The sequence below is a fragment of the Mizugakiibacter sediminis genome, assembly GCF_000953855.2.
Classification (GTDB): domain Bacteria; phylum Pseudomonadota; class Gammaproteobacteria; order Xanthomonadales; family Rhodanobacteraceae; genus Mizugakiibacter; species Mizugakiibacter sediminis.
Genome location: NZ_DF970151.1, coordinates 40,326 through 53,283 on the forward strand (window position 1 = coordinate 40,326; position 12,958 = coordinate 53,283).

The following is a 12,958-nucleotide window of genomic DNA, read 5'->3' on the forward strand; positions in this document are numbered from 1 at the left end:
CGCGTCCGGCACCGCCCCTGTTCCCTCAACCCTGCTCCCCGCGCGCCTCACCGATTCCGCAGGACATCGCCCGGCAGGAACTGCCAGGTGCGGGTGATGTACAGCTCGTCGATGCGATCCCCGGCGTGCGGGATCGGCGGGAACGGCGCGGCCAGGCGCACGATGCGCATGGCGGCGTCGTCCAGCACCTTGTGGCCGCTGGACTGGATCACGTCCATGCTCTTGATCGTGCCGTCGCGGTTCAGGCCGACGGTCAGCACCAGGTCGCCGTGCAACTGGCGGCGGCGCGCCTCGTCGGGGTAGTTCAGGTTGCCGATGCGCTCGATGCGGGTCACCCAGGCCTTCATGTAGGCGGCGTAGGCGTACTCGCGGGTGTTGGCGGAGATGAACTTCTTGCGCGGACGCTTGGCCAGCGCCTCGGATTCCTGCCGCACCTCGGCGGCCAGCCGCGCCATCTCCAGGCGGCGGTCCACGGTCAGCTCGGAGCGCTGCTGCGCCTGCACCGGCTGCGCGCGCCGGTCGGGGTCGCTCGGCGCCTGGTAGTCGGAGCGTGCGCGGGTGAGCACCTGCGGCCCGCCGGCGTCGCTGCGCTTGGGCGCCGCGGGCGAAAGCGGCCGCGGCGCGATGCCGGCGTCCGGCTTCGGCAGCGGGCTGGAGAACGTCTGCGAAGGGCGCCGCGCGCGGTCGGCGTCGCCGCCGCCGCGGTTGTTGGCCTGGGCGAGGAAGTCGGCCTTGTCCGGCGCCTCGGCGTTGGCGGCGTTCACCAGGGTCACGTCCAGCGCCGGCAGGCTGGGCGCCGGCTTGGCGAACTCGAAGGTGAGGCCGAGCGCCACCACCGCGTGCACGATCAGCGAGAACAGCAGGGTGACGCCGAAGCGGTCGGCGCTGGTGCGGGCGGCGTGACTCACGAACGGGCGGCTTCGATCGCGTCGAACAGCGTTCCGGCGATATTAATGCCGAACTGCGCGTCCAGCTCGCGGATGCAGGTCGGCGATGTGACGTTGATCTCGGTCAGCCAGTCGCCGATCACGTCGAGGCCGACGAAGATCAGGCCGCGTCGCTTCAACTCGGGGCCGACCTGGGCGGCGATCCAACGGTCGCGTTCGCTCAGCGGAATACCCTCGCCGCGGCCGCCGGCGGCGAGGTTGCCGCGGAAATCGGTGCCCTGCGGGATGCGCGCCAGCGCGTAGGGGATCGGCTCGCCGTTCACCATCAGGATGCGCTTGTCGCCCTTGACGATGTCCGGGATGTAGCGCTGCGCCACCGCGAGCTGGCTGCCGTCGCCGACCACGGTCTCCAGGATCACGTTGAGGTTGGGGTCGTCGTGACGGGTACGGAAGATGCCGCGGCCGCCCATGCCGTCCAGCGGCTTGACCACGATCTCGCCGTGCTCGGCGGCGAAACGCTTCAGCTCGCCGCGGTCGCGCGCCACCAGCGTGGGCGGGCAGCACTGCGGAAACTGCAGCGAGAACAGCTTCTCGTTGGCGTCGCGCAGGCCCTGCGGGTCGTTGACCACCAGCACGCCGCCGCGCTGGGCGAGTTCCAGCACCATGGTGTCGTACACGTACTGGGCGTCGACCGGCGGGTCGCGGCGCGCCAGGATCACGTCGACCTCGCGCAGATCCTGCCAACGCGCGTCACCCAGCTCGAACCAGCCGGCGGGGTCGTCGCGCACGCCGAGCGGCGCCAGGCGTGCCCAAGGTGTGCCATCGCGCACGGCAAGCCCGCCCATCGTCGTGTATACGAGGCGGTGTCCGCGCCGCTGCGCTTCCAGCAGCATGGCGAAGGTGGAGTCCTTGCGGATCTTGATCTTCTCGATCGGGTCCATCAGGACGGCGACGGTCAGCGGCATGGTCGGTCTCCGGCGGTTGGGGCGGTGCGAGAAGCGTTGGCTGGCAGTCGCTTAGGGACTCAACTTGACAGCTTTGATAAACATTGGTTAAACAGCCGACATCGGTCATCGGGCGATGCATGCGGGCCGCGGACGCGAAGGCGCTGCGGCCCGTCGTGGCCGTGGGCGCGAGCGACTGCGGCGGCACGCGACTTGCAAGCTTACTTTGCCGAACCCTTGAGGTGGCGGCTGGGGGTCGAGAGTGGAAGACAACGCAAAACAGGGTGGCCTCTCCGGGCTGCGCGTCATGGTCATCGACGATTCCAAGACCATCCGACGCACCGCCGAGACCCTGCTCAAGAAGGAAGGCTGCGAGGTTGTGACCGCGGTGGACGGCTTCGAGGCCCTCTCCAAGATCTCCGACCTGCAGCCGCACATCATTTTCGTCGACATCATGATGCCGCGTCTGGACGGCTACCAGACGTGCGCATTGATCAAGAACAACCAGATGTTCCGCTCGACGCCGGTCATCATGCTCAGCTCCAAGGACGGCCTGTTCGACAAGGCGCGTGGACGCATCGTCGGTTCGGAACAGTACCTGACCAAACCGTTCACGCGCGAGGAACTGCTCGGGGCGATCCGCCGGCACGTCGAGCTGAAGTGACCGCTGCGGACGCGCGTATCACAGGGGGTACTCATGGCACACATCTTCATCATCGACGACTCGCCCACCGACGTACGCGTGTTCACCACGCTGCTCGAGAAGGCCGGCCACAAGGTGTCCAGCGCGTCCAGCGCCGAGGAAGGCATCGCCGCGGTCAAGCGCGCGAAGCCGGATTTGGTGATCATGGACGTGATCATGCCGGGCATGAACGGCTTCCAGGCGACGCGCACCCTGTCGCGCGACCCGGACACCGCGAACATCCCGATCCTGATCATCACCACCAAGTCGATGGAAACCGACCGCGTCTGGGGCCTGCGCCAGGGCGCCAAGGACTTCCTGACCAAGCCGGTGAGCGAGAAGGAGCTGCTGGCGCGCATCCACAACCTGCTCCCGCATGCTGCATGAGGCCGCCGCGACGATGAGTGCTGGCACGCCGCTGATGCCGTTCGAGCTGCTGGCCGCGTACGAGCGGCGCAGCCTGGCGCACGTCGCCGGCATGCCGGAGCAGATCGAGGCGCCCGGCTTATGGCGCGGCATCGGTTTCCGCGTCGGCGAGCGGTATTTCGTCAGCAGCATCGCCGAGGTGAACGAAATCCTGACCATGCCGACGCTGGCGCCGGTGCCGGGCACGCGCGGCTGGCTGCTGGGCGTGGCCAACGTGCGCGGCAATCTGGTGCCGGTGATCGACCTGCGCCAGTTCCTCACCGGCGAGCGCGGCCATATCGCCGATCAGAGCCGCGTGCTGCTGGTGCGCCAGCAGGGCGGCAGCGTCGGGTTGCTGGTGGACGAGGTGCTGGGCCAGCGCAATTTTTCCGAGGAGCAGCGCGCCGGCGCCGACGCCGAGGAAGACGAGCGGCTGGCGAGGTTCGTGGTGGAGAACGTGATGTTGGGGGAAACGCGCTGGGGCATGTTCAGCATGACCAACCTGGTGCGTGCGCCGGATTTCCAGCAGGCTGCGGCATGAACCCGGCTTGCGACAGGGTGAGGTGAAGCATGAGCACGACGTCGGGGGCAATCGGTAAGGAACGCAGCCATGGTCTGCTGATTTTCGTCATGGTGCTGGCGTTCCTGGTCGCCGTGGTGGACTTCGTCTGGTTGAACATCAAGAACGACCAGGAACGCCAGGCGGCCCAGTTGGCGGCGCAGATCCAGGTGGTCTCGCAGCAGATCTCGAAGTACGCATTCGAGGCGGCCGGCGGCAACATCGAGTCGTTCAACGAGCTCGACAGCACCCGCAACGCGCTGGATTCGGACGTGCAGCGCCTGAACAAGGGCGACCCGAAGACCGGCATGCCCGGCTACGCCACCGCCGCGGCCGGCGTCGGCACCTCGCTGGCCGCGCTGACCCAGGCCTGGAACCAGTTGAACGGCGACGTCAGCAAGGTGCTGGCCGCGCGCGCGCTGGTGCTGAACTCGGCCGATCAGGCCGGCCAGTTCGCGCGGCAGATGCCGATCCTGAACTCGCGCATGGACGAGGTGGTGAACATCCTGCAGCAGCGCAACGGCAGCGCCGCGCAGACCTTCACCGCCGCGCGCCAGATGCTGCTCGCCGACCGCATGATCCGCCGCGTGCAGGAGATCCTGCAGGGCGGCGAGGGCGCCGCCACCGCCGCCGACGGCCTGTCGCGCGACGCGCAGCTGTACAGCGCGGTGCTGAAGGGCCTGATCGAGGGCAACTCCGACTTCAACATCCGTGCGATGGACAACGCCAGCGCGCGGCAGATCCTCGAGGACATCCAGAAGACCTGGACCCAGCTCGGCGATCCGGTGCAGAAGCTGATCACCGCCGCGCCGACCTTGCAGGACGTCAAGGACGCCGCCAACCAGGCCTCGCTGGATTCGCAGAACGTGCTGCTGCGCGCCAACGAGGTGGCGACCAACCTCGGCAAGCTGCCGACGCTGCGGCCGTTCCCGAATCTGATCATCGGCGCGATCGCCGCGCTGATCACGCTGGTCTGCGCGGTCGTGCTGGCGGTGGCGCTGATCAACGACCAGCGCCGCCGCAGCCAGGTCACCGCCGAGCTGAACCAGCGCAACCAGGAGGCGATTCTGCGCCTGCTGGACGAAATGGGATCGCTCGCCGAAGGCGACCTGACGGTGAAGGCGACGGTGACCGAGGACATCACCGGCGCGATCGCCGACTCGGTGAACTTCGCGGTGGAAGCGCTGCGCAGCCTGGTGACGACGATCAACGAGACCGCCGTGCAGGTGTCGGCGGCCGCGCAGGAGACGCAGGCGACCGCGATGCACCTCGCCGAGGCCGCCGAGCACCAGGCGCAGCAGATCACCTCCGCGTCGGCGGCGATCAACGAGATCGCGGTGTCGATCGACGAGGTGTCGAAGAACTCGGCGGAATCGGCGGAAGTGGCGCAGCGCTCGGTGCAGATCGCCTCCAAGGGCGCCGGCATCGTGCGCCAGACGATCCAGGGCATGGACTCGATCCGCGAGCAGATCCAGGAGACCTCGAAGCGCATCAAGCGCCTCGGCGAGTCCTCGCAGGAAATCGGCTCGATCGTCGAACTGATCAACGACATCGCCGAGCAGACCAACATCCTGGCGCTGAACGCGGCCATCCAGGCCGCCTCGGCCGGCGAGGCGGGCCGCGGCTTCGCGGTGGTCGCCGACGAGGTGCAGCGCCTCGCCGAGCGCGCCTCCAACGCCACCAAGCGCATCGAGACGCTGGTGCAGACGATTCAGTCCGACACCAACGAGGCGGTCAGCTCGATGGAGCAGACCACCGCCGAGGTGGTCGCCGGCGCGCGCCTGGCCGAGGACGCCGGCACCGCACTGGGCGAGATCGAAAAGGTGTCGAACGACCTCGCCGACCTGATTCAGAACATCTCCGAGGCGGCGCGCCAGCAGTCGGCCGCGGCGACCAACATCTCGGCGACGATGAACGTGATTCAGGAAATCACCGCGCAGACCTCGGTCGGCGCCAGCCAGACCGCCGAGTCGATCGGCAACCTGGCGCAGCTCGCCGCCGACCTGCGCCGTTCGGTCGCGGACTTCAAGCTGCCGAACTATTGACGGAGGAACGTCCGCATCGTGTGCACCGGTTCCCGCGAACGCCGCCCCGACCGCCGCCGCGCCGACGTCGCGCGCGGCGCCAGGCCGACGTGCGCGGCGCGCGCATGCGCAGGCGGCGCGGCTTGATTGCGGAGGATGGTCCAGGCATGGCGCTCGCGTTCGGCCCGCTGTCGTCCCATCCGTCGCTGCCGCCGATGGACGACGCCGAATTCGCCCGCTGGGTGCGCCTGCTGGAAGCGCGCACCGGCGTCGTCGTCGCGCCCGAGCGCAAGCCGTTCCTGGTCGGCGCGGTGCGCGCACGCATGCGCGAGGCCGGCTTCGCCGACTACGCCAGCTATTACGCGCATGTCGCCGCCGAAGGCAGCGGCCTGGTCGAGTGGACCACGCTGGTCGACCGCCTGACCGTCCACGAGACGCGCTTCTTCCGCCATCCGCCCTCGCTGCAGCTGATCGGCGAACGCTGGCTGCCGGAGCAGCTGCGCGCCGGCGCGCGCGCGCTGCACGCGTGGAGCATCGGCTGCGCCAGCGGCGAGGAGGCCTACAGCCTCGCCATGGTGCTGGATCGCAAGCTCGCGCTGAGCGGCGCGGAGGCGCAGACCTACGTCGGCGTCACCGCCACCGACGTCAGCCATGCGGCGCTGGCGGCGGCGCGCGCCGCCGTCTATCCCGCCTCGCGGCTCGGCGAGATCCCGCCGGAATACCGCGCCGGCTACGTCGAGATGGTCGGCGAGGACAGCTTCACCGTGGTCGAGCGCCTGCGCCGCCGGGTCGGCTTCGCGATGCTCAACCTGCTCGACGCCGGCCGCGCGCCGCTGAAGCAGCTCGACCTGATCTACTGCCAGAACGTGCTGATCTACTTCGCCCGCGAACGCCGCCGCGAGCTGCTGGCGCAGCTCGCCGGCCTGTTGCGGCCCGGCGGCCTGCTGCTGCTGGGCGCCGGTGAGGTCACCGCATTCGCGCACCCGCTGCTCACCCGCGTGGCCTGTCCCGGCACGCTCGCTTACCTGCGCAACCGCTGAGGCACGCGCATGCGACTCGAAGAAGACATCGACTTCACCACGCTCAACTGGGTCAAGGCGGAACTCGACGAGACCCTGAAGCAGGCGCGGCAGGCGCTGGAGACCTACGTCGAGGATCCGGCCGACGCCAGCCTGATGCGCTTCTGCGCGACCTACCTGCACCAGGTGCAGGGCACGCTGCGCATGGTCGAGCTGTACGGTGCGGCGATGGTCGTCGAGGAGATGGAGCGCCTCGCCCAGGCGCTGCTCGACGACCAGGTGCGCCAGCGCGACGAGGCCTACGGCGTGCTGATGCGCGGCATGGTGCAGATGCCGGACTACCTCGAGCGCCTGCAGAGCGGCCACAAGGACATCCCGATCGTCCTGCTGCCGCTGCTGAACGACCTGCGCGCCTGCCGCGGCGAGAAGCTGCTGTCCGAGAACGTGCTGTTCACGCCGAACCTGAAGGCGCCGCTGCCGCCCGACGTGCCGGGCGCGGCGACGCCGGCGGACGCGGCGACGCTGAAGCGCGAGGTCGCCGCGCTGCGCGTGCGCTTCCAGCCGGCGCTGCTGGGCTGGTTCCGCGGCCAGGGCGACGCCGCGGCGCACCTCGCGCAGATGCGCGGCGTGCTCGACGGCGTCACCGCGCTCTGCCACACGCTGCCGCCGCGCCGCATGGCCTGGGTGGCCGGCGGCGTGCTGGAAGCGCTGGAGCACGGCCGGCTGACCGCCGACAGCTCGGCGCTGAAGCAGTTGGTCGGCCGCGTCGACCGCGCGCTGCGCCAGCTCGGCGAACGCGGCGAGGACGCGCTCGCCGACGCCGACGGCGAGGAACTGGTGCGCAACCTGCTGTACTACGCCGCGCAGGCGACGCCGGCCAGCGGCCGCGTCGCGCAGATCCGCCGCACCTACCGCCTCGACCAGCTGCTGCCCAGCGAGAAGGAGATCGAGCACGCCCGCGGCTCCATCTCCGGCCACAACCGCGCGCTGCTCGACACCGTCGCGCACGCGATCAAGGAAGACCTGCTGCGCGTCAAGGAATCGCTGGACATTTTCCTGCGCCAGCGCGACGAGGACCCGTCGCGGCTCGGCGCGCAGGCCGAGCTGCTCGACCGCGTCGGCGACACCCTCGGCATGCTCGGCCTGGGCGTGCCGCGGCGCGTGGTCGGCGAACAGCGCCGCATCGTCGAGGAGATCGCCACGCGCGTGCGTCCGGCCGACGAGGGCACGCTGCTCGACGTCGCCGGCGCGCTGCTGTACGTCGAGGCCTCGCTGGACGACCACATCGACCGCCTCGGCGCCAGCGTCGAGAACACCGGCGAGGCGGAGACGCTGCCGAAGGCCGAGGCGCGCAAGATCCTCGAAGCGCTGATGCGCGAGGCCGCGCAGAACCTCGGCAAGGTGAAGGAGGACATCGTCGCCTTCATCGAATCGCCGTGGGACCACGCGCGCGTCGAGCAGATCCCGCGCCTGCTGGAGGAGATCGCCGGCGCGCTGCGCATGCTCGACGTCGACCGCCCGGCCGACCTGCTGGCCGGCATCGGCCGCTTCGTCGACAACGAACTGATCATCGACCGCCGCATCCCCACCGCGGAGCAGATGGACAAGCTGGCCGACGCGCTGGCGTCGATCGAGTACTACCTCGAAGCGGCGCGCGAGCACCGCGGCGGACGCGACCGCATCCTCGAAGTGACGCAGCAGAGCCTCGCCGCGCTGGGCTACTGGCCGGTGCCGCCGCGGCGCGAAGCCACGACGCCGCCGGAAGTGCCGGCCGCGTCCGGCGATTTCCCGCAGTGGGGCGACAGCCTGCCGCAGGGCCGCAGCGCCTCGCTGCGTCCGAGCGACGCGGGTGCCGCCGACGACAGCCTGGACCTGAGCGGCCTCGAGCTGCAGCGCCGTGCGGACGGCGAAGACGCGGCGCCGTTCGAGCCGGTCAGCATCGCGCCCGGCCGGGGCATCGAGGACCTGGTCGTCGGCGAGGCGCACACGCCGGGACCGTACGCCGAGCCGCTGCGCGGCCTGAAGCTGGCCGAGACCGAGCCGACCGCGCCGCCGGCGGATGCCGGCCACGACGACTGGATCGAGATCGAGGAAGAGGTCGAGGAGGACGTGCCGGTCGAGGCCGAACTGGCGGCGCACGCCGGTTTCGAAACCGCCTCCGGCGAGATCGACGCCGAGATCCGCGAGGTGTTCGTCGAGGAGGTGCAGGAGGAGATCGAGAACCTGCGCCGCCACCTGCCCGCGTGGACCTCCGATCCGGAGGATCTCGAGGCGCTGAAGCCGGTGCGCCGTTCCTTCCACACGCTGAAGGGCTCCGGCCGCCTGGTCGGCGCGTTGACCCTGGGCGAGTTCAGCTGGAAGGTCGAGAACATGCTGAACCGCGTGCTCGACGGCACGATCGCGCCCAACGAGGACGTGCGCGCCCTGGTCGGCCATGCGGTCGATGCATTGCCCGGCCTGCTCGCCGCGTTGCGCGGCGAAGGCGCGCCGAGCGCGCCGCTGGCTTCGATCATGAGCGTGGCCGACCGGCTCGCTGCCGGCGAAAGCGCGCGCGTCGAGCAGGTCGCCGCGCCGCGCACGCAGAAGGTCAAGCGCATCGTCAAGCGCCGCGTGCCGCGTCCGCGCGCGCAGGCGGCGGAAATCCCGACGGCGACGCTGGCCGGCGTCGCCGGCGCGGATTTCGCCGCGCCGGCGGCCGCGTCCGCCGCGGCCGTGCTGCCGCCGGTCGATCCGCTGCTGCTGGACATCCTGCGCAGCGAAGTCGGCCAGCATCTCGGCAGCGTGCGCGCCTACCTCGCCCAGTGCGCCACCGAGGCGCCGGCGGTGGGCGAGCCGCTGCTGCGCGCGGTGCACACGCTGAACGGCGCGATCGCGATGGTCGACATCCCGGTGATCGGCCACGTGCTGGCGCCGCTGGAGTCCTACCTGAAGCGCCTGCGCGCGCTGGAAACCGCGCCCGGCGCCGACGGCGTGGCCGTGCTGCGCGAAGCGGCCGACCTGGTCGACCACGTGATGGCGCAGTTCGACGCCGAGCGCCCCGAGCTGCCCGCCTCGGACGCGCTGGCCGCGCGCATCGCCGCGCTGCGCGACGCGCTGCCGGAGCCGACGGTCGCGCACGTGTTCTACGAACCCGAGGCGGCCAACGAGGAGGCCAACGAGGAGGCCGCGCCCCCGCCTGCCGACGACGAGACCGCGACGGGCGCCGACAGCATGGCGCTGCCGGAAGCCGGCGCCGCGGACGAGGACCTGACGGCCGCGTTGATGGCCGCGCTGGACGACACCGCCGCTTCCGGCGAGACGCCGGCGGAGCACGGCATCGGCCTCGACCTCGGCGAGTTCGCCGATTTCGGCGAGGCGATCGTGCTCAGCTCGTCGCCCGCGGATGCGCCGCCGGCGGAAGAACCGTCCGCTACGGAAGCGGCGGACGACGCGTCCGCGCAGCAGGCCGCGGTCATGCCGGCGCCCGATGCCGTCATCGACGCTCTCGACCTCGCCGCGAGCGCGGCGCAGGAAGGCTCCGTTGCCGAGACGCCGCCCGCAGCCGTGACGGCGGCGCCCGCCGAGGAGGCGCCCGCGGCGCCGGTCGCGGCCGCGCGGCCCGCCGTGCCGTTCCCCGACGATCCGCATCCGGAGGGGCCGCTCGACCTGCCCGACCTCGACACCGACCTGCTCGAGATCTTCGTGCAGGAAGGCACCGACATCCTCGACCATTCCGACACGCTGATGGCGAAGCTGCGCGAGGCGCCGCACCAGCGCGAGCTGGTCGGCGGCCTGCAGCGCGACCTGCACACGCTGAAGGGCGGCGCGCGCATGGCCGGCCTGGCGCCGATCGGCGACCTCGCCCACGCCATGGAGACCCTGCTCGAGCAGATCGGCGAGGGCCGCCGCCAGGCCGATCCGTTGGTCGTGGAATCGCTGGAGCGCGGCTTCGATCGCCTGCACGGCATGGTGCAGCGCGTCGCCCACGGCCGCGCCATCGCCATGCCGGACAACGCGATCGCGCGCTTCGAGGCCCTGGCCGAAGGCCGGCCGCTGGAAGCGCCCGCCGCCATGGCGCCCGTGCCGCCGGCCGCGGCCGAGGCGCCGGCGCCGCAGCCTGCCGCCGAAGCGAAACCGGCCGCGCAGCGTCCCGCGCCGCGGCCGGCGCCGGAACCGTTCGAGGAGCCGGCGCGCGCGCCGCAGGAAATGATCCGCGTGCGCTCCGAGCTGCTCGATTCGCTGGTCAACTACGCGGGCGAGGTGTCGATCTACCGCTCGCGCCTGGAGCAGCAGATCTCGACCTTCCGCTTCAATCTGGTCGAGTTCGAGCAGACCGTCAGCCGCCTGCGCGAGCAGTTGCGCAAGCTCGAGATCGAGACCGAGGCGCAGATCCTGTCGCGCTACCAGCGCGAGCACGAGGCCGGCCGCGACTCCACCTTCGACCCGCTCGAGCTGGACCGCTTCTCGCAACTGCAGCAGCTCTCGCGCGCGCTGGCCGAGTCGGTCTCCGACCTGGTGTCGATCCAGGGCCTGCTGGACGACCTCACCCGCCAGTCGGAAACCCTGCTGCTGCAGCAGTCGCGCGTCAGCTCCGACCTGCAGGAAGGCCTGATGCGCACCCGCATGGTGCCGTTCGACTCGCTGGTGCCGTCGCTGCGCCGCACCCTGCGCCAGGCGGCGCAGGAGGTCGGCAAGCACGCGCAGCTGCGCGTCGAGGGCGCGCAGGGCGAAATGGACCGCAACCTGCTCGAGCGCATGAAGGCGCCGTTCGAGCACATGCTGCGCAACGCGCTGGCGCACGGCATCGAGACGCCGGCCGAGCGCCGCGCCGCCGGCAAGCCGGAGGAGGGCACGGTCGTCATCCGCGTCAGCCGCGAGGCGACGGAAGTGGTGATCCGCGTCTCCGACGACGGCCGCGGCTTCGACCGCGACGCCATCCGCCGCAAGGCGATCGAGCGCGGGCTGATGAAGCCGGACGCGCAGCTCTCCGACCGCGACCTGTTCGGCTTCGTGCTGGAAACCGGCTTCTCCACCGCGGAGTCGGTGACGCAGCTCGCTGGCCGCGGCGTCGGCATGGATGTGGTGCACAGCGAGATCAAGCAGCTCGGCGGCACGCTGGCGATCGATTCCGAACGCGGCCGCGGCACCACCTTCACCATCCGCCTGCCGTTCACCCTGGCGGTGACGCAGGCGATCCTGGTGCGTCTCGGCGAGACCACCTACGCGATCCCGATGTCGTCGGTGCAGGGCGTGGTGCGCATCGCCCGCGACGACCTCGACCGCCGCCTCGCCGAAGCCGATCCCAGCTACACCTATGCCGGCGAGACCTTCGCCATCCACGACCTCGCCCAGCTGCTCGGCGTGCCGGCCGCGCACCTCGGCGACGAGACGCAGCTGCCGCTGCTGATGACCCGCACCGGCGACCAGCGCGCCGCGGTGCGCATCGACGCGGTGATCGGCTCGCGCGAGGTGGTGGTGAAGTCGGTCGGCCCGCAGGTCAGCTCGGTGCCCGGCATCTTCGGCGCCACCATCATGGGCGACGGCTCGGTGGTGATGATTCTCGACCTGGCGCCGCTGGTGCGCCGTTCCGCCGCGCTGCGCGAGCGCGCGGAAGTGGAAGGCGTGGCGTTGGAGCCGGCGCTGCCGCAGGCGCCCGCCGTCACGCAACCGCGCCGCCAGCCGCTGGTGATGGTGGTCGACGACTCCATCACCATGCGCAAGGTCACCGGTCGCGTGCTGGAGCGCCACGACATCGAGGTGGTCACCGCGAAGGACGGCCTCGACGCCGTGGAGAAGCTGCAGGAACGCGTGCCCGACCTGATGCTGCTCGATATCGAAATGCCGCGCATGGACGGCTACGAGCTGGCCACCTACATGAAGAACGACCCGCGCCTGAAGGACGTGCCGATCATCATGGTCACCTCGCGCACCGGCGAGAAGCACCGCCAGCGCGCGATGGAAATCGGCGTCGAGCGCTACCTCGGCAAGCCGTACCAGGAAATGGATCTGGTGCGCGAAGTGCAGGCCGCGCTGAAGGCGAGCCGTGTCTGAGATGACGGCCCATCCGCCTACCGTCGCGCTGCTGTTCGAGGATCCCGAGCTGGGCGCGCCGCTGCGCGCGGCGCTGACCGAGCTCGGCGCGCGCATCGCCCACGAGGGCGCGCCGACCGCGCTGGCGGCCGACGCGCTGGCCGGCGTCGACGTCGTGGTGGTCAACCTCGACGCCGCCGTCGAGGCGCAGATCGACCGCGTGCAGGACCTGCTGGACGCCAGCGCCTGCCGCGTGGTGTTCAACGACGCCGACGCCAGCCGCGGCCTCGAAGGCTGGGCGCGGGCGCGCTGGGCGCGCCACCTCGCCGCCAAGATCCTCGGCCGCGCCGACGTCGATCCGCCGCGGCCGGCGGACGCGCGGCCGGTGGATGTCGACGCGGGCGCCGATGCCGCGCCGGCGGCGGCCGG

General features: G+C 71.0%; 9 protein-coding genes. 7 read left to right on the forward strand and 2 right to left on the reverse strand.

Annotated elements, in window-relative coordinates:
* Positions 1–47: 47 nt before the first annotated feature.
* Positions 48–908, reverse strand: coding sequence for an energy transducer TonB (locus MBSD_RS02310; protein WP_062534686.1), 861 nt, complete (start codon positions 906–908; stop codon positions 48–50).
* Positions 905–1,852, reverse strand: coding sequence for a glutathione synthase (gshB, locus tag MBSD_RS02315; RefSeq protein ID WP_062534688.1), 948 nt, complete (start codon positions 1,850–1,852; stop codon positions 905–907). The genes MBSD_RS02310 and gshB overlap by 4 nt, the downstream gene beginning before the upstream one ends.
* A gap of 286 nt (positions 1,853–2,138) precedes the next feature.
* On the opposite strand from gshB, the gene MBSD_RS02320 reads away from it, so the two are divergent.
* The 7 genes from MBSD_RS02320 to MBSD_RS02350 form a co-directional block, all read left to right on the forward strand.
* Positions 2,139–2,495: a response regulator gene (locus tag MBSD_RS02320; RefSeq protein WP_062534690.1), complete on the forward strand. Its 357-nt coding sequence runs from the start codon at positions 2,139–2,141 to the stop codon at positions 2,493–2,495.
* A 33-nt stretch (positions 2,496–2,528) separates the two neighbouring features.
* Positions 2,529–2,900, forward strand: a complete 372-nt coding sequence (locus MBSD_RS02325; protein WP_062534692.1) for a response regulator transcription factor — start codon at positions 2,529–2,531, stop codon at positions 2,898–2,900.
* Positions 2,901–2,913: 13 nt separating this feature from the next.
* Complete coding sequence (locus MBSD_RS02330) at positions 2,914–3,459, forward strand: chemotaxis protein CheW (protein ID WP_062534700.1); 546 nt, start codon at positions 2,914–2,916, stop codon at positions 3,457–3,459.
* Positions 3,460–3,488: 29 nt separating this feature from the next.
* On the forward strand, positions 3,489–5,522 hold the full coding sequence (locus MBSD_RS02335; protein ID WP_062534694.1) for a methyl-accepting chemotaxis protein: 2,034 nt from the start codon (positions 3,489–3,491) through the stop codon (positions 5,520–5,522).
* Between the two features lie 146 nt (positions 5,523–5,668).
* Positions 5,669–6,541, forward strand: a complete 873-nt coding sequence (locus MBSD_RS02340) for a CheR family methyltransferase (protein ID WP_237071727.1) — start codon at positions 5,669–5,671, stop codon at positions 6,539–6,541.
* 9 nt (positions 6,542–6,550) lie between these two features.
* A complete protein-coding gene (locus tag MBSD_RS02345; protein WP_062534696.1) occupies positions 6,551–12,550 on the forward strand; it encodes a hybrid sensor histidine kinase/response regulator in 6,000 nt (1,999 codons plus the stop codon).
* Positions 12,543–12,958: ANTAR domain-containing protein (locus MBSD_RS02350; RefSeq protein WP_484502471.1), on the forward strand; the 416-nt coding region annotated here is incomplete at its 3' end. The genes MBSD_RS02345 and MBSD_RS02350, both read left to right, overlap by 8 nt.